Below are 21,862 nucleotides of genomic sequence, written 5' to 3'. Positions count from 1 at the left end.
CACGTTCGAGACGCTCAGTGTCCCGAGCGTGGCGCTGGGGACATCGCCGGCAGGCTCAGGCCAGCCGGAGTTCCCGGCCCGGCAGGGACCGCCGCCGATCCGTCACCAGGATCATGGCGAGGGTCCCGATTCCCAGCCACACCACCAGCTGCACGATCCCCGACGTCAACCCGTCGATGCCCGTCAGCAGCGACCGCAAAGCGACCAGGGCGCCGTTGGTCGGCAGGATGCCCAGCACGGTCCCGAAAAACCCAGGCACGGTCGAGACCAGCGAAGCGCCGACAGTGAGGACGAGGATCGCGAGGGCGGCGAAGCGGCCGGGACGCTTGAAGATCGCCACCAGCGCTTGGTTGACCACGGTGAACGTCCCGGCCGCGAGCACGAGCACCACCAGCAGGGTCACCGCCTTGCCGAAGCTCAGGCCGAGGAACGCCCAGAACACCCCGGTCAGGATCAGGGCGGTCAGCATCGCGAGCGTCGCGCCGGGGACGGCCGCGGCGAGGATGATCCGCCAGCTCGGTTCCCGTGTGGTGCGCACGCTCGGCGGCACCGCCTGGATCACCTGGTACGTCGCCAGCGCGCACACCCACAGCGCCAGCACGAGGATCAGCGCCACCGCGCCTTCGCCAAACGTGCCCGAACCCGCGGTGTCGGCGATCGCGGGGGTGGCGGCGACCTGCTTGAGGTGCTCGCGTTCGGCCTGGGTGTAGTCGGGCACCTTGCCCCGGCCGTCGTTCAGGCCCTTGGCCAGTTCCGAGGCGCCCGACTCGGCACGTTTGCTGCCGTCGGCCGCGGCGCGGGCGCCGGTGGCGAGATCGCCCGCGCCGGTGGACAGGGTGGTCGCGCCGCCCGCGAGCTGACCGGAGCCGTCGGCGAGCTGCCGCGCTCCGGAATCGGCCGCCTTGACACCGGCGTCGAGTTTCCGCGCGCCGTCGGCGGCCGAGCCGATGCCGCTCGCCAGCTCCTTCGACTTGTCCGCGAGCTGCTTGTTCCCGTCGGCGACCTTCTGCGAGCCCGCCGAAAGGTCTTGCACCGCCTTCTTCGTCTGCACGACGGCGTCGCGGATTTCGGCGCGTTTGCCGTCGAGGATCGCGGCGTCGGCCGTGAGCTTCTCCGAAGCGGCTTTCAGGTCGGCGCAGAATTTGGTGTCACCGGTGCATTTCTGCGCGAGTTCGGCGAACTTGCGCGCCGAATCGCCCGCCGTGGGCAGCGCGTCGATGATCCCGACGGCCTTGTCCGCCAGCGGCGAGATCTTGTCGGCCAGCTGCTTGTTGCCGTTCGCGACCTGCTGCGCCCCATCGGCCAGTTCCCTGGTCAGCCGGGGTAACTGGGCGGTGTCCTTCTCGGCCTTGGTCAGCCCTGACGACAACTGCCCGGACCCGGCGGTGAGCTGTCCGGTCCCGTTCGCGAGCTTGCGCGCCCCGTCCGCCAGCTGCCCGGCCGCGCCGCTGAGTTTTCCCGCCCCACCGGCGAGTTCACCGGCGCCGGACGCGAGTTTCCCGGTCCCGTCGGACAGTCCCCGCAGCCCGACGACGAGCTGGTCGCCGCCGTCGGCCGCGGTCACCAACTGCTGATGGATCGAGGAGAACCCGACGTACAGATTGTCCACATAGGTCTCGACGATCTGCCGGTTGAGCGCGGTGAGCGTCGCGTTCGCGACCTCACGGCTGGCCACCGGATCGACGAGACCGGTGCGCTGCGACGTCTCGACGCGCATGATCGCCTGCTTCGCGTCGAGCGGCTTTCCCGTCGTCGACGTGGCCTGCGCGGAGAAGTTCGGCGGAATGGTCACGACCGTCGAATAGGTCCCGTCGGAGATACCCTTCTTCGCGTCCTCGGCGTCGGTGAGCACCCAGGTGTACGCGGAATCCTCGCCGTGCACGAGGTTTCCGGCCAGTTCACGGCCGAGCGGGATCAGCTGCCCGTTCACCGTAACCGGCTCGTCGGTGTTGACGACGGCCGCCTTCGCCGCGCCGTGGTTGTCATCGGGCGACCAGAACGCCCACGCCAGCCCGAGCGCGACGATCACCGGGACGAGCACGATCCCGAGCCAGGTCTTCCAGGTCAGCGGGCCGAAAGCGGTCGCACGGGCGGAACCGGTGAAGAAGCGGGACATCAGCGGACCTCGGCGGGGACGGGAGCGGGCGCCATGGCGAGGCCCGCGACGGCGGTGGTGGGCAGCAGATCCCGCACGATGGCGAGGCTCTGGCAGGACACGGCGAACGTCGCGGCCCTGCTCGCGAACGCCTCTCTCAACCCGGCGCGCTGCGCGGTGGCGACGACGGTGTCCAGATCGTCAAGAAAGACGAGGCCGACACCTTCGTCCAGCGCGCGGCGGACCTCGCCGGCGGGATCGTCGGTTTCCTTGCAGGCGACGAAGGCGACGTTCCGGCGGACGGCGTGCGCGTGCTGCGGCAGCACCCGGCCGAGGACCTTGAGATCGCCGCGGACGTGCGGGACACGGCCGGCGAGCGCATAGAGCAGGGCGCTCTTGCCCGCCGGGCCGGAACCGTGCACGGCCAGGATCTCCCCCGGTCCGATGTGCAGTTCGAGGTCGCGGAAGACGGTCCGGCCGCGGTCGTCGTCGACGCGGAGACCGGCGGCGCTGATCACTTCGAGCGAGCCGGGCGACGGCCAGTCGGCGAGCCGGAGTTCGTGGACGAGACCGTCGCCCTCGGCGTCGAACACCGGGAGTTTGCGGTCCAGCCACGGCGGCAGGCCCCAGGCGCGCGGCCCCAGCAGCGCGAGGATCGCCGGGACCAGGGTCATCCGCACCAGGAAGGCGTCCACGAACACGCCCACGGCGAGGCTGAACGCGATCGGCTTGATCGTCGCGCTGCCGTCGGGGACGAACGCGGCGAAAACGCCCAGCATGATCACCGCCGCCGCGGTCACCACTCTCGACGCGGACACGAAACCCGTCTCGATCGCTTTGTGCGCGTCGCCGTGGTGGACGTAGTCCTCCCGGATCCGGGACACGAGGAACACCTCGTAGTCCATGGCGAGTCCGAAAAGGACACCCATCAGGATGATCGGCAGGAAGCTGATCACGCTGCCGGTACGGGTCACGCCCAGCGCGTCGGCCAGATGCCCCTGGCCGAAGACGAACGACGTGGCCCCGAAGGCGGCGCCGATCGAGAGCAGGTAGCCGAAGGTGGCCTTGAGCGGAACCAGCACCGAGCGGAACACCATCGCCAGCAGCACCAGGGAAAGCCCGACGACCAGGATGCCGAACGGCAGCAGCGCGTCGCCGAGCTGCGCGGACACGTCGATGCCGACGGCGGTGAACCCGGTGACCGCCGTCTGCACGCCGTACCGGTCCTTGAACTGCCCTTCCATCGACCGCAGCCGCTCGACGAGTTCGTCGGTCGCCGCGTCGTAGGCGCCGGTCGTGGGCACGACCTGGATGATCGCGGTGTCGCCCTTGGGATTCGGCGTGGCGAGCGGGACGACGGCGACGCCGGGGACCTTGCGGATGTCGTCGGCGATGCCGTTGGTGATCCCGACCGGGTCGGTGGTCGACAGGATGTCCGCGGTGACGACCAGCGGCCCGTTGAAGCCGGGCCCGAAATGCTCGGCGACGACGTCGTAGGCGACGCGGGCCGGGGTGCCGTCCTCGTCGGTTCCGTTGTCCGGCAGGGCAAGGCGGAGATCCAGCGCGGGTATCGACGCCACCCCGAGCACGCCGACGATCAGCGCGATCGTCACCCACGGGGACTTCGTGGCGAGCCGGACCCAGCGCAGGCTGAACCGCGCCTTCTTCTTGCGCTTGACCTTGCGCGGTTTCTTGGGCCGCAGCCGCTCGCCCGCGAACGCCAGCAGCGCGGGAATCAGCGTGATGGCCACGATCACCGCGACGGCGACCCCGCCCGCCGCCGCGACACCCATCACGGTCAGGAACGGGATCCCGGCGACGAACAGGCCCAGCAGCGCGATTACCACGGTGAGCCCGGCGAAGATGACCGCGGACCCGGCGGTCGCGGTCGCCCTGGCGATGGACTCCTCGACTTCGAGTCCTTCGGCGAGCTGGTCGCGATGCCGGGACAGCAGGAAGAGCGCGTAGTCGATGCCGACGGCGAGCCCGAGCATGACCGCGAGCATCGGTGCCGTGGAGGACACCGTCGCGACCGAAGTCGCCGCGTAGACAAGCGCCACCGAGACACCGACGCCGAGGATCGCCGTCAGCAGCGGCATTCCTGCCGCGATGAACGAACCGAACACCATCAGCAGCACCACGAGCGCGATGACGAGACCGATCCCCTCGGTGGGGCTGAGCTTGGGCACCTTGTCCGAGAACGCGTCGCCGCCCGTGAGCACCTCGGTGCCGTGGCCGATCCGGTTCTCCAGGTCCTGCGCGATCCCGGCGAGCGCGGTCCGGGTCGACGGCTGGATGTCGGCCAGCCCGACGTCGAGCTGCACGGTGACCAGCGCGGCGCGGCCGTCCTTGGACACGGCGTCGTGGACCGCCTCGTCGAAGGGATTCACCACCGTCGAGACCTGCGGCGCCCTGGTCAGCTCGGGTGCCACCGCGGTGACGGCGTCGCGCACGGCGGCGGAGTCGGCCCGCTGCCCTTCGGGGACGAGCACGACCAGTTGCGCCGAGGTGCCGCTCACCTGCGGGAAGACCCGGCCGAGGTGGTCGAGCGCTTCCTGGGACTCCGAGCCGGGGATCGCGAACGTGTCGTCGGTGCCCTGGCCGAACAGCAGCGCCGCCCCGCCCGCGACGCACAGCACCACCAGCCACAAAGCGGTGACCAGGACGCGTCCGCGAGCGGCCAGCCTGCCGAGGCGGTAGAGGAATGACGACACGATCGGCTCCCGGCGCTCGTTGGATACAACGCGTATCGTAATGCACTCTGTATCCGATTCACGATGTATCCTGTCCCACAGCCGGGTGAACCGGGGGCGTACGAAAGAATGGCGAAATGACCGAGGAGCGGGGCGCCACCATGACCAGGCGCCGGGCGGACACCCGCCGACGGCTGATCGACGCGGCGTACGAGGCCTTCTCCGAACGCGGCATCCGGGACACCCCGGTCGAGCTGATCTGCGAGCGCGCCGGCTTCACCCGCGGCGCCTTCTACTCGAACTTCAGCAGCAAGGAAGACCTCTTCCTCGCCCTGTTCCAGGAGGAGACCACGGTCCGGCTCGAGCGCTTCCGTGGCGCCACCGAGAGCGTGCTCGGCGAGGTCGTCCTCCGCGCGGACGACGGCCTCTCCCGCACCCTGGGGCGGATCGCCGACCTGTTCATGGTCGCCCTCAGCGCGGACAAGAACTGGTACCTGCTGTGCGCGGAATTCCGCACCCAGGGCCTGCGGCAGCCGGAGATCCGCGACCGGATCGCCGCCGCCTTCCGGTACTTCCACACCGAACTGGGCAAGGTCCTCGTCGGCGCGCTCGACCGGATGGGCCGGGAACTGACGATCTCGCCGGACGACGCGGTGCTCGTGCTGATCGCCCTCTACGAGCAGGGACTGCAGAACTACCTGCTGGACGGCAGCGAACTCCCCGCCGACGGCCGGTTCGTCAGCGAGCTGATCCCGAAGGTGATGGCCTCCCTCATCGTCCCCGCCCGAAGCTGAGTCACCGCGAGCCTCGCGAGTGGTGAGTCGCGTTTGACCGCACTTCCCACTCACGACCACCCCGAGGCCGTTGCTCAAGACAACCCGGCTCAGGTTGTGAAAGCCACTTTCGCAACCTTCAACGTTGCGAAAGTGGCTTTCACAACACCAGCGCGTTCCGGCAGTGCCGGCGTTTCATCGGGATTTCATGACTCCGACCTACGGTCCGGGCACGGATCCGCACCAGCGGACCGGAAGTACCCGAGGAGACGTGCATGAGCCCGGCAGGCCGGACCCCGTACAACATGGTGACACCACGGGACGACGCGCCGAGTCCCGGTGAACAGGACGGGCTGGTCGGACCGGGCTGGAGCTGGGCCGCGTTCTTCACCCCGTGGGAGGACGGCCGCCCGGCGCCCAAGTACCGGTGGACGCTGTTCGACACGGCCGCTCACGCCGTCGAAGACCTTCGTCGCTGTCTCGAAGACGGCAGCGTCGGCAGGCGCGGTGCCCTGTGCTCGTCCGTGCTCCGGAAACGCGGCGCCCCACGGGAACTGGTGCTGTGCGACGCCGCGGACTGGGCGTACGTCGTCCACGAGGTCCGCGCCGGAGTACACCTGGCCGACGCCGCCGACACCTACTTCGCGCGCTGGCGCCGAGACATGACGGGACACCGCTTCACGATCATCAACGCCGGCGTGCCGACCGTCTGGTGAGGTCCAGGCCTTCCAGCGCGAGCGTGCGCTGCTGGGCGTCACCGTCGGGTCCGATGGTGGTGAGCACCCATTCGAAGTGCTCCCTGGCGGCCACGGGTTCGCCCGCGGCGAGATGGGTGCGGCCGAGCCGGTTGCGGATCTCGGATTCCATCCCGACGATGGTCTCCTCGGTGACCGCCGTCAGCGCCCGCCGCTGGAGTTCGAACGCCTGGTCAAGATTCCCGAGTTCCAGTTCCGCCGCGCCGAGCCGGACGAGACTGGTCGCGATCAGCAGGCCGTCCGTAGTCTCCTCGGCGAGTTCGACGGAACGCCGGAGGTCCAACGCGGCTTCGGCGAACCTGCCGGTTTCGAGGCGGACGGTGCCGCTGTGACACAGCACCCGCGCCAGCATCCCCGGACTGCCGATCTCCTCGCTCAGCTCGCGGGCGCGACCCAAGTGGGCGAGCGCGTCCTCGTGCTCGCCCCGCAGGTAGGCGAGATAGCCGAGCGCGGACATCGCCCGTTCGGCGATCCACCTGTCCCCCACCTCGTCCGCCAGGACCATCACCCGCTGCATCCCTGGGATCGCGCGCTCGTGATGCCCCTCGATCAGGTCCGCCATGGTGAGCCCGCCCAGTGCCCGCGCCTCCACGCCGCGGTCGCCGGAGGCCTGACCCGCCCGCAGCGCGTCGTCGAACCAGCCTCTCGCCCGGTCCAGCTGCCCTTGCATGGCGTAGGCGTAGCCGAGGCAGAATCGCAGCGACGAGATCAGGCGTTCGTCCTCGGCCTGTTCGGCCAACGGCAGCGCGACCTGGAGAGCCGTCCGGCATTCGTGGTACCGCTGCTGGCGCGCGAGATAGTCGACCAGCCCCTCGGCGATCGAGCACGCGAGGCCGTCCAGCCCGGCTTCGGCCGCTTGGGTGACCACCTCGGGCAGGTCACCGGCAGCGTCCAGCCAAGCGGAGGCATCACGCTGCCCGGTGAACGGCCCTCGGCCGGACTCGACCGGGAACCGCGCGACGCCCCATTCGCTCGCTTGGCGGGCGGCGCTGACGTACAGCCCGTACACCCGTTTCCGCGCCGCTTCGGCGGCCTCCTCGGGCATCTCCCCCGCGAGCCTTCGCGCGTAGACCGCCACCAGGTCGTGCAGCCGGTAGCGGCCGCTCGCCGGTTCTTGCACGAGGCTCGCGTCGACGAGGCTTTCCAGCAGGCACTCGGCTTCGGCGGGCGAGCAGTCGAGCAGGGCGGCGACCGAGAGCCGGTCGAATTCCGGCGTCGGGGACAGGCCGAGCACGCGGAAAGCGTTCTGTTCGGCGGGCCGCAGCTGGTCGTACGACAGGCGCAGCGCCACCTCGACGCTGCGATCCTCGGCGGTCAGTTCGCCGAGCCGCCGCTCGTCGTCCGACATCCGGTCCACCAGGTCCTTGAACGTCCACATCGGACGGTTCTGCAACCGGGCGCCCGCGATCCGCAACGCGAGCGGCAGCCGCCCGCACAGTCCGGCGAGCGCGCGCACGGCGAACCGCTCACCCTCCGCCCTCGGCGCACCCACGATCCGGCCGAGCAGCTTCTCCGCCGCTTCGAGGCCCAGCGCACCAAGGGAAACGCGGTGATCGGCGTCCAAACCGGACAGACGGCGGCGGCTGGTCACCAGCACACGGCTACCCGGTCCCGACGGCAGCAAAGGGCGCACCTGGCCTGCGGACTCGGCGTTGTCGAGCACCAGCAGCAACCGCAGGTTCGCGGTCGCCGCCCGCCACGACGCGGCCAGTTCGTCGAGATCGTCCGGCATCACGCCGTCCTCGACACCGACCGCGCGCAGCAACCGGCGCAGCGCGCGTTCCGGCGTCACCGGCTCACGGCCTTCGGTGTAGCCGTGCAGATCCACGAACAACGCGCCGTCCGGGCAGCACTCGCGGAGCCGATGCGCCGCATGTACCGCGAGCGTGGTCTTCCCGGCGCCGGGAACCCCGTCGACGGCGTCGACCGAGACCGCCTCCGGCTCGCCGTCCTCGACGAGCAGCGCGAGTTCCCGGTCCCTGCCGACGAGTTCGCCGTTGGTGGCGGGCAGTTCGTTGCGGATCCGGCGCGGCGTCTCCCGGCGCTGGGCCACGCCGAGCACGGCGTCGTCACCGCGCAGGACGGCTTCCTGGACCTGCCGCAGCTCCTCGCCCGGCTCGACACCGAGCTGCTCCACCAGCCGCGCACGGACGTCGGTGAACACCTCCAGCGCCTCCGCCTGACGCCCGCCGCCGTAGAGCGCGCGCATCAGCAACGCGGCAAGCGGTTCGCTCGGCGGGTCGGCCGACACCAGGGCCGACAGTTCGCCGATCACCTCGTCGAACCGGCCGAGTTTCAGCTGTGCCCACAGTTTCCGGCGCAGCAACAGCAGCCTGCGTTCCTCCAGCCGCCGCCGCTCCCCCTGGACGAACGCGCCGGGCAGCCCCGTCAACGGCTCGCCGTGGAACAGGCGGAGCGCGTCGGCGAAAGTGTTCACCGCGGCGACGAGATCACCCTGTTCCTCGGCGGCCGCCGCGACGACCGCGACCTCTTCCAGCCGCGCCACGTCCAGCCGCACTCCGCCGCTGGCGAACCGGTAGCCGCCGCGGTCGGACACGATCACCGAGTCACGGGGCTTCTCCCCGGAGGTGTCCAGGCATTGCCGCAGCCGCCGGACGTACACCGGCAGCACATTCGACTCCGGCGGCTTTTCCCAGAGCCCGTCGGTGAGTTCGTAATGGCTGACGGTCACGTCCGGGCGCAGCAGCAGCGCTGCCAGCACGGCCTGCTGCCGGACCGGGCCGAGATCCAGCCGTTTCTCTCCGTGCCAGGCCCGCAACGGGCCGAGCACCTCGAACCGAAGGCGCGATTCGGCCATGATCCCCCCGTCGTCGATCATCAGCCCGGCACCACGATCCCGTGATCGAACGCGTAGACGATCGCCGCCGCCCGGTCCCGCAGCTGGAGTTTGGTGAAGATCCGGCCGATATGGCTTTTCACGGTCACCTCCGAGATGACGAGTGCCGAGGCGATCTCCGCGTTGGTCAGCCCTCGGCCGATCGCGCGGAGCACGTCCTGTTCCCGCGGTGTCAGCAGTTCGGGTGACCGGCCGCCGCTGCCGTTCCCGGCGGCCTGCCGGTACGCGACGAGCACCCGGCCGGTGACCCCTGGATCGAGCCAGGCGTCGCCCCCTGCGACCGCCCGCACCGCACGGATCAGGTCTTCGGCGGGGGAATCCTTGAGGACGTAGCCCGCCGCGCCCGCCCGCAGCGCGTCGGCCAGCAGGTTGTCGTCGTCGAACGTGGTCAGCGCGAGCACCGGCGGATGGCCTGCCGACCGCCGCAGCCGCCGGGTCGCTTCGACCCCGCCGACGTTCTTCATCCGCAGGTCCATCACGATGACGTCGACCTCGTGCGCGGCCAGCGCCGCGGGCACCTCCGAACCGTCGCCGCATTCCCCCGCGATGACGAATCCGTCGCGGCGCCGCAGGATGCGCCGCAGCCCGGAGCGGACCAGCTCCTGATCGTCGACCAGCAGCACCTGGATCTCGGCGGCGGTCACGGCTTGGTCCCCGGCACGGTGACTTCCACGATCCACTGCCTGCCCTGAGGACCGGCTTCGAGGTCGGCGCCGAGCTGGGCGGCGCGGACGGCCATCCCCGCCAGTCCCGAGCCGTCCTCGGCCGTGCGCCGGACCGTCCCGGAAAGGGTGTTGCTGACGATGAGCTTCACCCCCGGCCGGCCGGCGTTCAGCCGGACCTCCGCGTTCGCGCCAGGGGCGTGCTTGACGACGTTGACCAGTGATTCCTGCACGATCCGGTAGAGGCCCAATCCGTCCGAGGCGCCTACCCGGCCGAGGTCGCCTTCCTGTGTATAGCGCACGTCCAGCCCGGCGGCCCTGGTGCGTTCCACCAGCGTCGCGATGTCCTCCACGCCCGGCAGCGGCGCGTTTCCCGACGGCTTGTCGGCGAGCAGGCCGACCGTGCGGCGGATGTCGGCCATCGCGGCGCGTCCCACCTGCTCGGCTTCGGTGAGCGCTTCGATCGCCTCGTCGACGTCGCGGTCCTGCTGCAGCGCGTGCCGGGCCCCGGTCAGGTGCAGCAACGTGATGCTGAGCGAGTGCCCGACGACGTCGTGCACCTCGCGCGCGATCCGCTGTCGTTCGGCCAGCAAGGCCTTGTCACGGGAAGCGTCACGGTTGTCGCGTTCGGCGTCCAGCACCCTGGTGTACCAGCGGACCATGAGCCCGCCGCTCAGCCCGAGCAGGATCGCCACCATGTACACCGGCCCGCCGACGAGCCCGCCCCAGATCCCTCCCACGACCAGGACCAGTTCACCCGCGACGGTGACGACGGCGATCCCCCACGTCGTCCGCAGGACACTGCCCGCCTCGGTGGCGGCGACCAGCAGCAGCAACGGCGCGAAATCCGGGAGCACGGGCTCGATGAGCAGGACCGAGGCGGCGGTGATCAGCGCCGTCATCCGCACCCACGGCATGATCCAGTCGGTGGCCACCCAGATCACCGACGGCGCGATCACGATCAGCCCGACGAGCGCCATCGGCTCAGGGGGCAGCAGGGCGTCCCGCTGCACCAGCGCGACCGCCGTGAACACGAAACTCACCGCGCTGGCGCACAACGCCCCCCACCAGGGCAGGGACAGTCCGGCACGGGTGAGGCTGACCTGCACCCGTGCCCGGAACCGGTCCCGCAAGATCTCCAGCACGGCTTCAGCCTAGGAAGTGCGGGGACGCCCGTCATCGTGCGGTGGGCGGCACCCGTCTCCGCCCACGGTAGGAGGCCGGGAAACTCACTCCTTGCCGAGCGCGACCCACTTCAGTTTCTCCTGCTCCCGTTTCGGCAGGCCCGCGACGACCAGGTCGTAGGAGTCCTCGATCAGCTCCCGGACGAAGTCGTCGGTCAGCGAACCGTCCAGGTGGACGGTGTTCCAGTGCTGCTTGTTCATGTGGTAGCCGGGGATGATCGCCGGATGTTCGGCGCGCAGCCGGACCGCCAGGTCGGGCTCGCATTTGAGGTTGATCCGCAGCGGTTTTGCCTTGAGCGGGCTGAGCGCGAACATCTTGCCCGCGACCTTGAACACGCTGGAGTGCTCGTCGAACGGGAACTCCTCACGGGCACCAGGGAAGCCGAGGCAGAGCTTCCGGAGAGCGGCTGGGGTCATGGCGTTCAGCCTAAGCGCCCCCACCGACAGAAAACTGTCCTGTCGTGCTCATTGACCGGCCGTCGGTGATTCCTTGACGATGAACGGAGCCGACTGGGTGGAGGCGGAACACATGCGCGTGAAGCATCTCGCGGTGGCGGGGATCCTGCTGCTGGGCATCGTCCCCGGAGTCGCCGCGGCGGCCCCCGAGACCCCGGTGGAAAGCACTGCCACGAGCGGCTGGGTGGGCACTTGGGCGGCGGCGCCCGCGGCCGGGGTGGCCGGGACGGACAACGGCTACCCGAACTTCTCGATCCGCAACATCGTGCACACCAGCGCCGGCGGGCACGAGGTGCGGGTGCGCCTGTCCAACGCCTTCGGGCGGACGCCGGTGCTGTTCGGCCGGGTGACCGTCGCGGTCGCCGCGGGCCCGGACACGCCGCAGGCGGTCCCCGGCACGATGCGCACGCTGACCTTCGGCGGCGACCGTGAGGTCACCGTGCCGCCGGGCGCCGACATCCTCAGCGACGGCGCGGCGCTGACCGTGCCGAGGGACGGCGACCTCCTGGTGACCACGTACACGCCGACGCCGTCCGGCCCGGTCACCTACCACCCGCTGGCCATGCAGAACTCGTACTTCACCCGGAACGGCGACAAGGCCGCCGACGAGTCGGCCGCGGCGTTCCCGGAGAAGACCGCGGTCTGGCACTACGTGTCCGGAGTGGACGTCCGGGGTCCCGGTCTGCGGGGCAGTGTCGTGGCGATCGGCGACTCGATCACCGACGGCGCGAACTCGACCTGGGGCGCGAACCTGCGCTGGCCCGATCAGCTCGCCGACAAGATCAGCGCGCGCATGGGCGTGCTCAACGCCGGGATCAGCGGGAACCGGCTGCTGCTCGACGGCGGCAACTACGGGGTCAACGCGCTGGCCCGGCTCGACCGGGACGTGCTGAGCCAGTCCGGCGCGCGGACGGCGATCGTGTTCGAGGGCATCAACGACATCCAGCAGACACCGCATCAGGCCGATCCGAACAAGATCATCTCGGCGCTGAAGCAGATCGCCGGACGGGCGCACGACCGCGGCCTGCGGGTGCTGGGCGCCACGATCACGCCGTGGAAGGGCTGGGGTTCGTACACGCCGCAGCTGGAAGAGACCCGGCAGGCGGTCAACCGGTTCGTCCGCACCAGCAAGCTTTTCGACGGATACATCGACTTCGACGCGGTGATCCGTGATCCGGCCGACCCGCAGCGGATGAAACCCGAGTACGACTCCGGCGATCACCTCCACCCAGGGGACAAGGGTTTCACCGTCATGGCGGACGCCGTCCCGCTGCAGCGGCTCAAGTAGGAAAATCAAGGGCTGCGCCAGGCCGTTCCGTGGGGCACGATGAGCTGATGGCGATCACGAATGACTAGCGGCGAAAGCGGTATCCGAGCGACGGCGCGATCGGTCCGGTTCGCCGAACACGAAGCACGCGCGGACACGCTCCGGGCACAGCTCACGGATCTCCACGGGACGATCCGGCTGGCGAAGCGGACGTCGAACCTGTTCCGGGCGCGGACGGCGACCAGCACACCGGGGCTCGACGTCTCGGGGTTCACGAACGTGCTCGACGTCGACCCGCTGGCGCGCACAGCCGACGTCGAGGGCATGGTCACCTACGAGCAACTGGTGGACGCGACCCTGCCCCACGGGCTGATGCCGCTGGTCGTCCCGCAGCTCAAGACGATCACGCTCGGCGGCGCGGTCACCGGCCTCGGCATCGAGTCGTCCTCGTTCCGCAACGGCCTCGTGCACGAGTCGGTGCTGGAGATGGAACTGCTCACCGGTGACGGCCGGATCGTCGTCGCACGGCCGGACAACGAGCACCGCGACCTGTTCCACGGCTTCCCGAACTCGTACGGGACGCTCGGCTACGCGCTGCGGTTGAAGATCGAACTGGAGCCGGTCAAACCGTACGTGCGGCTCGACCACGTCCGGTACGAAGACACCGGAGAGTACTTCGCGGCGCTCGGTGAGGCCTGTCGGGACGGGTCGGCCGACTTCGTGGACGGGACGGTCTTCGGGCCGGGCGAGCAGTACCTGACGCTGGGCACGTTCACCTCCTCGGCGCCCGCGACCAGCGACTACACGTGGCTCGACATCTATTACAAGTCGATCCGCGAACGCGGGACCGACCATCTGAGCGTCCGGGACTATCTGTGGCGCTGGGACACGGACTGGTTCTGGTGCTCGCGGGCGTTCGGCGTCCAAAGCAGGCTCCCCCGGCTCCTGCTGGGCAGGAAACTGCTGCGGTCGTCGGTCTACTGGAAAGCGGTCGCGCTCGACCGTCGCTTCGGGATAGCCGCGAAGCTCCTCAAGCTGCGCGGGCTTCCCCCGGAGGAGACCGTCGTTCAGGACATCGAAGTGCCGCTGTCGCGGGCCGCGGAGTTCCTGGACTTCTTCCGCCGCGAGATCCCGATCAGCCCGGTGTGGATCTGCCCGCTGAAGCAGCGGCCGGGTGGCGTGAACTCACCGCTGTACGAAATGGACCCCGAAACGCTGTACGTCAACTTCGGGTTCTGGTCCGCGGTCCCGCTGGACCCAGGCGAGGCCCCGGATACCCACAATCGGCTGATCGAGGCCGAAGTGACCCGACTCGGCGGGCGGAAGTCGCTGTACTCCGACAGTTTCTATACCGAAGACGAGTTCTGGCGGCTGTACAACGGCGACGCCTACCGGAAGCTGAAGACGGTTTACGACCCCGACGGCCGCTTGCTCGACCTGTACGCGAAATGCGTGCGGCGGCGGTGATCGGGTCCGGGAAGAGAGAGACGAACATGGCTGAGACGACGACCGTCGGGAAGATCTTCGAGCGGTTGCTCGGCCCGAACGCTGAAGTGTCCATCACCGCCTACGACGGCAGCAGGAGCGGCCCGGCCGACGCGCCGGTCTCGATCCAGGTGCGGTCACCGCTGGCGCTGACGTACCTGCTGTCGTCCCCCGGAGACCTCGGCCTGGCACGTGCCTACGTCGCCGGCGCGCTCGACGTGGACGGTGATCTCTACTCGGCGTTGCGCGCGCTCGTGGCGCAGGTCGATCAGCTCAGCCCCGCGGACCGGGTGTGGCTGCTGCGCAAACTCGGTCCCACGCATCTGCGCCGCGTCGCCCCGCCCGCCGAGGAACTGCCGAGCAGGCTCAAGCGCACCGTCGACGGGTTGCGGCACTCGAAAGCGCGCGACAGCAACGCGATCTCGAATCACTATGACGTCTCGAACCGGTTCTACGAACTGGTACTCGGCCCGTCGATGGCCTACACCTGCGCCGCGTATCCGTCCGACGTGTCTTCGCTGGAAGAGGCGCAGGCGCACAAATTCGACCTGGTGTGCCGGAAACTCGGCCTGCGGCCAGGCATGCGGCTGCTGGACGTCGGCTGTGGCTGGGGCGGGATGGTCGAACACGCCGTCGCGCACTACGGCGTCGAGGCGCTTGGTGTCACCCTTTCGCGCGAGCAGGCGCAATGGGCACAGAAGGACATCGTGACCAAGGGCCTCGCGGACCGCGCCGAGGTGAGACACCTCGACTACCGCGACGTCACCGAAACGGGCTTCGACGCGGTGTCGTCGATCGGGCTCACCGAGCACATCGGCGCCCGCAACCTGCCGTCGTACTTCCGTTTCCTCGCCGGGAAACTGAAGCCGCACGGGCGCATGCTGAACCACTGCATCACCAACCCGGACACTTCGGTGGCGCACCGGTCACGAGGGTTCATCGACCGGTACGTCTTCCCCGACGGCGAACTGGAGTCCGTCGGCGAGATCGCCACCGCGATGCACGACAGCGGGCTCGAAGTGCGGCATTCGGAGAACCTCCGCGAGCATTACGCCACCACCCTCGGCGCCTGGTGTGCCAACCTCGACGCGAACTGGGACGAGGCCGTCGCCGAAGCGGGCGCCGGGCGAAGCCGCGTCTGGGCGCTGTACATGGCCGCGTGCCGCCTCGCGTTCGAGCGGCGGGAGATCGAACTGCACCAGGTGCTCGGGGTGAAGGTCGGCGAGGACGGTGACGCGGCCATGCCGTTGCGGCCGGACTGGGGCGTTTAGCTTTCAGTGGCGAAAGGCTTCGGCGAGCCACCACGAGCCGCCGTCGTCGGCGATCTTGGCGTCGATGACGAGCGGCGCGTCCCGTGGCCCGCCGAGCCATTCCTTGACGGCGGCCAGATCACCGACCGACCGCACGGTGACGCCGTCGCAGCCGAACCCGCGGCCGATCGCGGCGATGTCGGTGTCGGGGAACCGGACGGTGGTCATGTCGGCGTCACCGAAGTGGTGGATCTCGGCACCGTACGCGGCGTCGTTGTAGACGACGATCACGAGTGGGATACGTAGCCGTACCGCGGTTTCCAGCTCGGAAACGGCCATGTGGAACCCGCCGTCGCCGACGCCGAGCACCGGTAGCCGATCCGGCCGGGCCAGCGCCGCGCCGATCGCCGTCCCGAGACCGAGCCCGATACTCTGGAACGCCTGGGTGAAGCAGAAGCCGTTCTCGTCGGGGACGGACAGGTACGCACTCGGATAGCCCATGAAGTTGCCGGAGTCGATCGAGACCATACGTTCGGCGGGCAGGATCTCGTCGAGCCGTCGGCTGAGCGTGCGCGGATCGATACGCCCGTCGCCGGATAGGTCGTTATACGGGACGTCGTTCCATCGTGTGCCTGTGGGGGCTTCGCGGCTCCTTTGGTGGCCGCGCTTGTCGAGTTCCGCGTGGACGTCGACAGCGGTGCCGGCGACGTCGCCGACCACACCGAGGTCGATCGGGCGGTGCGCGCCGAGCGCGGCCTGTTCGACGTCGACCTGGACCAGCCGGGCGGCCGGGCCGAGGAGCGTGCCGTGCCGGGTGGTCCACATGTTCAGCGCGCAGCCCCAGCCGATCACGAGGTCGGCGTCGACGATGAGGTCCGCCGTTCGTGGTGACGAAAAGCCGCCCGAGATCCCGAGTGAGAAGGGGTCGTCGTGGAAGAGGCCGTGTGCCACCGCCGAGGTCGCCAGCAATGCACCGGAGATCTCCGCGAGTTCCCGGAGGGGCACCGCGCTCGCCCGCGCGCCGCGGCCGGCGATGAACACCGGCCGCCGCGCTTCGGCGAGAAGATCGGCCAGTTTCGCGACCATCCCCGCGTCCGGCCTGATCGGCGCCGGACCGCGGACCTTCGGTATTTCGACCGCTTCGGGCGCTTCCTGGGCTTGGACGTCGAGCGGGAGGTTGAGCAGGACGGTCCGGCGCTGCTGCACGGCCGTCCGGTACGCGCGGACGGTGTCGGCGACCGCGGTGGGCGCGCTGTGGACGCGTTCCGGCACGGCGCCGACGGCGGTCGCGAGCGCGTCCTGGCCGATCCGGAAGTTCGACAGCACCGCCGACGCCGCGGTGTCACCGGTCAGGACGATCATCGGGGTCCGGCTCTTGGCCGCCTCGGTGATCCCGGTGAGCGCATTGGTCAGCCCGCAGCCCTGGTGGAGACTCAGCACCGACACGCGGCCGCTCATCCGCGCGTACGCGTCGGCCATACTCGCCGCGCCGCCCTCATGCCGCGCGGCGACGAACCGCACTCCGCCCGCCCGCAACCCGTTGGTGACCACGAAGTTGCCGCTGCCCACGACCCCGAACGCAGCCCCAACGCCAAGCTCCGCCAGCGTGCGGCCGACCAGCTCCGCGACGTTCATGCCCGCTCGACCAGTGCGTAGACCCTGGCCGGGCTGCCGGAACCGCCGACGATCGGGAGCGGGCTGACCACCAGCAGGGCTCCGGTCGGCGGCAGGCGCACCAGGTTCCGCAACTGGGTCAGGCCATGTTTTCCCGCCCCCAGAAGGAGTTCATGGCAGGGGAAGGCCGGTTCGAGAGCCGGCGCCTGTCCCGCGTCGGTGCCGACGGTCTCCACCCCGAACCCGGTGATCGGCGCCTCCTCCGCGAGCCAGCGGGCACATTCCGCCGACACGCCCGGCGTATGCGGACCGTTCTCGTCGTTGTTGAGGAAGGTCTCCTGATCGTGCGAACGAGCGTCCCAACCCGTGCGGTAGAGCAGCCAGCCGCCGTCGGGCAACGGCCCGTTCTCGCGCTCCCACTCGCGGATGTCTTCGATGGAGAGCAGGAAGTCCGGATCCTCAGCCGCGCGAGCCGACGCGTCGAGCACCACGGCCGGGGCGACCAGCGAGCGCAGCGGCACCTCGGAAACGTCGTGGCCGTCCTTGCCCGACAGCCAATGCACGGGAACGTCGAGATGGGTCCCGGTGTGCTCGCCGGTGTGGATGTTGTTCCAGTACCAGCGCGGCCCGCGTTCGTCGTAGCGGCTGATCTCCTCCAGGCCGAACGGGATCGTGTTCGCGAACGGCTCCGGCAGCTGCAGGATCGGGGTGCTCGCGCTCAACGGGGCGGTGAGGTCGACGACCTCGATCGTGCCCGTGGTGATCGCGGTGGTCAACTGGGCCAACAACGACATGCCTGCCTCCAGGGGGTGACTGCGGCGTCTCGGCCACCTTAGACGCGTGGTCCGACAAGATTGTCGGATGTCGCTGATACGTTGCGCCGCGGATTCAGGCGAAGTGAGGAGAACATCAATGGCAGAGGTGGCGCTGCGGCTGGTCGAGGATTCCGATCTCGACACCCTGTTCGAACAGATGCGTGACCCCGAGTCGGTTCGGATGGCCGCGTTCATCTCCAGGGACCCCGACGATCGCGAAGCGTTCGACACGCATATGGCGAAGTTGAGGTCTTCTCCGGACATCATCCTGCGTGCGGTGACCGGTGAGGGACGTTTCCTCGGCACCGTAGGCAGTTTCGTCGTGGAAGGCGACACTGAAGTCACCTACTGGATCGACCGTTCGGCGTGGGGGCAAGGAATCGCCAGCCAGGCACTCGCACTGTTGCTCGACATCGTCGAGGTCCGGCCCTTGTATGCCCGCGCTGCCGGCGACAACCTCGGATCGCTTCGGGTTCTGGAGAAGGCAGGTTTTACGATCATCGGCACCGAGAACGCCTACGCGTCCGCGCGGGACACCGAAATCGAGGAAACCATCTTGCGCCTCAGCTAGTTTTCCTCCCGGCCGGAGATCATCTTCGGACAGATTCCGCTGTCTTCAAGGGCAGACTCATAGCAGCGATGCGGCAGGCTCGGGCGGTGTGGTTTTCGTATCCGGCAGATGTCAGGCTGGATCACCACAGAGAGCCAAGGAGCGAGAGATGTCCATGATTCGTCGGATCGCCTCAGCAAGCGTGCTTGCCGCGACAGTGGTGGGCGCCGTCCTGTCACTGGCCGAAGCGCCCAGCCTGGAGACCGGCTGGCCGAGTGCAGCGAGCAGCGCCCCTGACGGAAGCAGCCTGTCTGTCACCTCGCTGAATCCCGACACCGACTATCCGCATCCGAAAGCTGAGAACTCGGCCATACCGCGTGATCGTCGTCAACCGACATCGGTTCAGGTGGCCCTGGCCATCTGAACCGCTCGGCACAGACAGTCGGACGCACGCTGCGGTAGGGGCGGATCCAGGACATGGGTGCCGAACGGGTCGCCCGCCTGCCAGCCGGGAATGCACACTCGACGCCATCGTCGGCAACCGTCCACGCGAGACCATGGGCTGACTCAAACCTCCTGCCGAGGCAGGTGGCACACCAACCCTCGAATTTCGCCCAACAGTTGATCGCGTTCTTTTGTGACCCGCGCTCACCTTGGCAGCGCGGCAGCGACGAGAACACCAAGGGATTACTGCGCCAGTACCTTCCCAAAAGAACCGACCTGTCCGGGTATTCACAAGGCGAACTCGATGCCATCGCAGACGAACTCAACGACCGGCCACGGCAGACGCTGAACGACTCAAGCCGATCGAAGCGTTCGACAAAGTGTCGCCAGACCAGAGGCGGTGCACTCACCAGTTGAAACCACCCAAGAATACTTTTCACATTCGCACACTTGTTCGATTCTTGGTATTATCGTGGGGTGTCCAGCCAACGAATCCTCGAACCGCCACACGAGCTGTGGCGTGCCGGTGCGCGGGAACTCGCGCACGGTGTGGTCGAGCGCATGTCGGTGGCACGCCAGGCGTTGGCGGAGGTCGGTCAGTTTCTGGTGGAGATCGAGTCCCGTGGTCCGATGGAGTTGTTCGGGCATGGTTCGACGGCGGGCTGGTTCGCCGAAACCGCCCGCATCAGCCCAAAGGAAGCCCGCGACACCGTAGCGCGGGCGTTGGCGCTGAACGAGGGCCGGAACTTGGACGGCACCCCCGCGCCTGCGTTTGCTCCGCTCGCGGGTGCGGCCGCAGCTGAGGGGGATCTTGGCCCTCAGCAGCTGGACCCGCTGCTGGCGGTCTTGAAGAGGATCCCGCCTGAGGTGTCGGAGGAAGACCGGTCAGGGGCGGAACAGATCCTGGTGAACCTTGCCCGCCATGCCGGTCCGCAGCAGATCGTCAACGGCGGGGCTGAACTGCTGGGCCACCTCGACCCCGACGGCAGCGAACCCAAGGACGAGGACCTCAAACCACCGTCGCGTGAGGTGCACTTACGCAAACGTGACGACGGCTGGTGGCGCTTGAACGGTCTGCTGGATCCGGAGTTCGGGGCTCGCGCGAATGCGCTGTTCGAGACCTGGGGGCAGCGAAGACCCGTCGACGAGGACGGCAACCGCGACCCCCGCACCCCCGGCGAACGCCACGGCGACGCACTCTTCGACGCCATCCACTACGCGATGACCAACGACAAAGCACCAACCTTATCCGGGGACCGCACCACGATCGTGGTCACCATCCCCCTGGAGACCCTGACGTCGGGACTGGGGTCAGCGTGTGTGGACGAGGTCTCGCAGATCACCGCACGTCATGCCCGGATGTTGGCCTGTGACGCCAAGATCATTCCCGCTGTGCTCGGGTCGGAGAGTGAGCCGCTCGACATCGGCCGCGCCGCCCGCACCGTCACCCCCGCGCAACGCCGGGCCCTGAACCTTCGGGATCACGGCTGTGCCTTCCCCGGCTGTCACCGCAAACCCAAACATTGCGAAGCCCACCACATTCTTCCGTGGGGGCACCTGGGCGATACCGACCTGACCAATCTGTGCCTGCTCTGCCGCTACCACCACATGGTCATCCACGGACAATCCGGCTGGACAGTCCGCATGGCCGCCGACGGACGGCCGGAGTTCGTTCCGCCGCAATATCTGGACCCGCTACAGAAGCCACGACGTAACCATCGCTGAACCCCGAGGGAGCCCGCCACCACCACCGGCGACGGGCCCCTCGGCATGCCCACACCCAGGTCCACCCCCAGCCGCTTCCCGAGATCGATGGCCTGTCGAAGAGGAGCCGATGATCCTCTTCTGTCCCTCCTGGTCGACCTCCACGTACGGCGGCTCATCGAAGAGCCGTACCGCCTTCACGAACCGGGTGAGATGCCCGCCGGGCCGCCCGATCGATAGCACAGGTGTCGCACAAGTCTTCGGCCCATTTGCGCAACCTTCAGGCTCTGCATGAGCCGGTTGTGCAGCACCAGTCGCTCGTTGACCGCGGCAACCTCCGCCACCCCGCCACCCCGCCAGTCCGATTCAGTCCACAATCACCAGATCCAGCCCCTGCAGCCGATCCCGGTCCGCGATGACGTCGATCTCGGTGATCTTCCCGTCCTCGAACGCGAACGCGAGCACCACCGAAGGCCGTCCCTCGTCCGCCATCACCAGGCCGACGCCGCCGTTCACCAACGCGAGCTGAGTGACAGCCGCCCGCACCGACGCGGCAGCCGCACCACGCGCGACAACAGGCGCGCCACGCAGGAAGACCGGCGTGCGCGAGGGGCCCGCCGCCTTGTCGGCACGGAGGACGACGTCGGGGTGGAGCAGTTCCAGGAGTGCTTCGAAGTCTCCGCCGCGGGCCGCGGCCAGGTAGGCGTCGACGACCTGGCGCCGTCGTGCGAGGTCGGGTTCCGCGGCGGTGGAACGGCCTTGGACACGGCGCCGGGCGCGGCTCGCGAGTTGCCTCGCGGCGGCGGGGGTGCGGTCGATCAGCGGCGCGATCTCGTCGAACGGCACCGCGAACATGTCGTGCAGGACGAACGCGAGCCGCTCGGCGGGGGCCAGCGTGTCCAGGACCACCAGCATCGCCAGCCCGATCGAGTCGGCGAGCTCCGCGTCGGCGGCGGGGTCGACCGAGGTGTCCGCGGGCTCGGCGGACGCGGCGTCGAGTGGTTCTTCCCGCCGGTGGTCGCGCGAGCGCAGCACGTTCAGGCACACCCGCGCCACCACGGTGGTCAGCCAGCCGCCGAGGTTCTCGATCTCCGCCGCGTCGGTCCGGTTGAGCCGCAGCCACGTGTCCTGGACGGCGTCCTCGGCCTCACTGGCCGAGCCCAGCATCCGGTACGCCACCGCCCGCAGCCTGACGCGGTGCTCCTCGAAACGTTCCGTCAGCCGATCCACCGCACTCCTCGTTCCCGCAGAACCCCGA

17 protein-coding genes and 1 pseudogene are annotated in these 21,862 nt (G+C 69.1%); 9 read left to right on the top strand and 9 right to left on the bottom strand.

The window, feature by feature from the left end; genetic code table 11:
* Window positions 1–55: 55 nt before the first annotated feature.
* Entirely contained in the window at window positions 56–2,116 is a 2,061-nt protein-coding gene (locus AMYAL_RS0127755; RefSeq protein ID WP_020634538.1) for a YhgE/Pip domain-containing protein, read from the bottom strand.
* Window positions 2,116–4,809, bottom strand: a complete 2,694-nt coding sequence (locus AMYAL_RS0127750; RefSeq protein WP_020634537.1) for an MMPL family transporter — start codon at window positions 4,807–4,809, stop codon at window positions 2,116–2,118. Before AMYAL_RS0127750 ends, AMYAL_RS0127755 begins: the two co-directional genes overlap by 1 nt.
* 116 nt (window positions 4,810–4,925) lie before the next feature.
* Between AMYAL_RS0127750 and AMYAL_RS0127745 the strand changes: the two genes are divergently transcribed.
* Together AMYAL_RS0127745 and AMYAL_RS0127740 are read left to right on the top strand one after the other, a co-directional pair.
* On the top strand, window positions 4,926–5,582 hold the full coding sequence (locus AMYAL_RS0127745; protein ID WP_020634536.1) for a TetR/AcrR family transcriptional regulator: 657 nt from the start codon (window positions 4,926–4,928) through the stop codon (window positions 5,580–5,582).
* A gap of 254 nt (window positions 5,583–5,836) precedes the next feature.
* Window positions 5,837–6,277 carry a hypothetical protein gene (locus AMYAL_RS0127740; RefSeq protein ID WP_020634535.1) on the top strand — a complete coding sequence of 147 codons (441 nt, stop codon included), beginning with the start codon at window positions 5,837–5,839 and terminating at the stop codon, window positions 6,275–6,277.
* Here AMYAL_RS0127740 and AMYAL_RS0127735 read toward each other — a convergent pair.
* The 4 genes from AMYAL_RS0127735 to AMYAL_RS0127720 form a co-directional block, all read right to left on the bottom strand.
* Window positions 6,249–9,155 (bottom strand): AfsR/SARP family transcriptional regulator, encoded by a 2,907-nt coding sequence (locus tag AMYAL_RS0127735; protein ID WP_020634534.1) that lies wholly within the window; start codon window positions 9,153–9,155, stop codon window positions 6,249–6,251. The two genes, AMYAL_RS0127740 and AMYAL_RS0127735, sit on opposite strands and share 29 nt — an antisense overlap.
* Window positions 9,155–9,817, bottom strand: coding sequence for a response regulator transcription factor (locus tag AMYAL_RS0127730; RefSeq protein ID WP_020634533.1), 663 nt, complete (start codon window positions 9,815–9,817; stop codon window positions 9,155–9,157). Before AMYAL_RS0127730 ends, AMYAL_RS0127735 begins: the two co-directional genes overlap by 1 nt.
* Window positions 9,814–10,980 (bottom strand): sensor histidine kinase, encoded by a 1,167-nt coding sequence (locus AMYAL_RS0127725; protein ID WP_020634532.1) that lies wholly within the window; start codon window positions 10,978–10,980, stop codon window positions 9,814–9,816. The genes AMYAL_RS0127730 and AMYAL_RS0127725 overlap by 4 nt, the downstream gene beginning before the upstream one ends.
* Before the next feature lie 84 nt (window positions 10,981–11,064).
* Window positions 11,065–11,436 (bottom strand): MmcQ/YjbR family DNA-binding protein, encoded by a 372-nt coding sequence (locus tag AMYAL_RS0127720; RefSeq protein WP_020634531.1) that lies wholly within the window; start codon window positions 11,434–11,436, stop codon window positions 11,065–11,067.
* Between the two features lie 112 nt (window positions 11,437–11,548).
* Here AMYAL_RS0127720 and AMYAL_RS0127715 point away from each other — a divergent pair, with 112 nt between their 5' ends.
* The 3 genes from AMYAL_RS0127715 to AMYAL_RS0127705 are packed head-to-tail and all read left to right on the top strand — an operon-like array spanning window position 11,549 to window position 15,498.
* Complete coding sequence (locus AMYAL_RS0127715) at window positions 11,549–12,763, top strand: SGNH/GDSL hydrolase family protein (protein WP_026467510.1); 1,215 nt, start codon at window positions 11,549–11,551, stop codon at window positions 12,761–12,763.
* Between the two features lie 60 nt (window positions 12,764–12,823).
* The gene (locus AMYAL_RS0127710; protein ID WP_020634529.1) at window positions 12,824–14,209 is read left to right on the top strand and encodes an FAD-binding oxidoreductase; all 1,386 of its coding nucleotides are present in this window, start codon (window positions 12,824–12,826) and stop codon (window positions 14,207–14,209) included.
* A gap of 26 nt (window positions 14,210–14,235) precedes the next feature.
* A complete protein-coding gene (locus tag AMYAL_RS0127705) occupies window positions 14,236–15,498 on the top strand; it encodes a class I SAM-dependent methyltransferase (RefSeq protein ID WP_026467509.1) in 1,263 nt (420 codons plus the stop codon).
* 3 nt (window positions 15,499–15,501) lie between these two features.
* Here AMYAL_RS0127705 and AMYAL_RS0127700 read toward each other — a convergent pair whose 3' ends face one another.
* Window positions 15,502–17,112 (bottom strand): thiamine pyrophosphate-binding protein, encoded by a 1,611-nt coding sequence (locus AMYAL_RS0127700; RefSeq protein WP_020634527.1) that lies wholly within the window; start codon window positions 17,110–17,112, stop codon window positions 15,502–15,504.
* Window positions 17,109–17,885, bottom strand: a complete 777-nt coding sequence (locus tag AMYAL_RS0127695; protein WP_020634526.1) for a cyclase family protein — start codon at window positions 17,883–17,885, stop codon at window positions 17,109–17,111. The genes AMYAL_RS0127700 and AMYAL_RS0127695 overlap by 4 nt, the downstream gene beginning before the upstream one ends.
* 118 nt (window positions 17,886–18,003) lie before the next feature.
* Between AMYAL_RS0127695 and AMYAL_RS0127690 the strand changes: the two genes are divergently transcribed.
* From AMYAL_RS0127690 to AMYAL_RS0127685, 4 genes and pseudogenes are all read left to right on the top strand, one after another.
* Entirely contained in the window at window positions 18,004–18,477 is a 474-nt protein-coding gene (locus AMYAL_RS0127690) for a GNAT family N-acetyltransferase (RefSeq protein ID WP_020634525.1), read from the top strand.
* A 148-nt stretch (window positions 18,478–18,625) separates the two neighbouring features.
* Window positions 18,626–18,880, top strand: coding sequence for a hypothetical protein (locus AMYAL_RS49365; protein ID WP_143267817.1), 255 nt, complete (start codon window positions 18,626–18,628; stop codon window positions 18,878–18,880).
* A gap of 206 nt (window positions 18,881–19,086) precedes the next feature.
* Window positions 19,087–19,317 (top strand): annotated as a pseudogene (locus AMYAL_RS48580) (transposase); the annotation flags it as partial.
* A gap of 60 nt (window positions 19,318–19,377) precedes the next feature.
* The gene (locus tag AMYAL_RS0127685) at window positions 19,378–20,625 is read left to right on the top strand and encodes an HNH endonuclease signature motif containing protein (RefSeq protein ID WP_020634524.1); all 1,248 of its coding nucleotides are present in this window, start codon (window positions 19,378–19,380) and stop codon (window positions 20,623–20,625) included.
* Window positions 20,626–20,970: 345 nt separating this feature from the next.
* Here the strand turns inward: AMYAL_RS0127685 and AMYAL_RS0127680 are convergent, their stop codons facing one another.
* A complete protein-coding gene (locus AMYAL_RS0127680) occupies window positions 20,971–21,834 on the bottom strand; it encodes a sigma-70 family RNA polymerase sigma factor (RefSeq protein ID WP_020634523.1) in 864 nt (287 codons plus the stop codon).
* Between the last annotated feature and the right edge of the window lie 28 nt (window positions 21,835–21,862).

The sequence above is a fragment of the Amycolatopsis alba DSM 44262 genome (assembly GCF_000384215.1).
Lineage (GTDB): Bacteria > Actinomycetota > Actinomycetes > Mycobacteriales > Pseudonocardiaceae > Amycolatopsis > Amycolatopsis alba.
The sequence above is the reverse complement of the archived record's forward strand: the minus strand, read 5'-3'. Positions and strand labels throughout refer to the sequence as shown.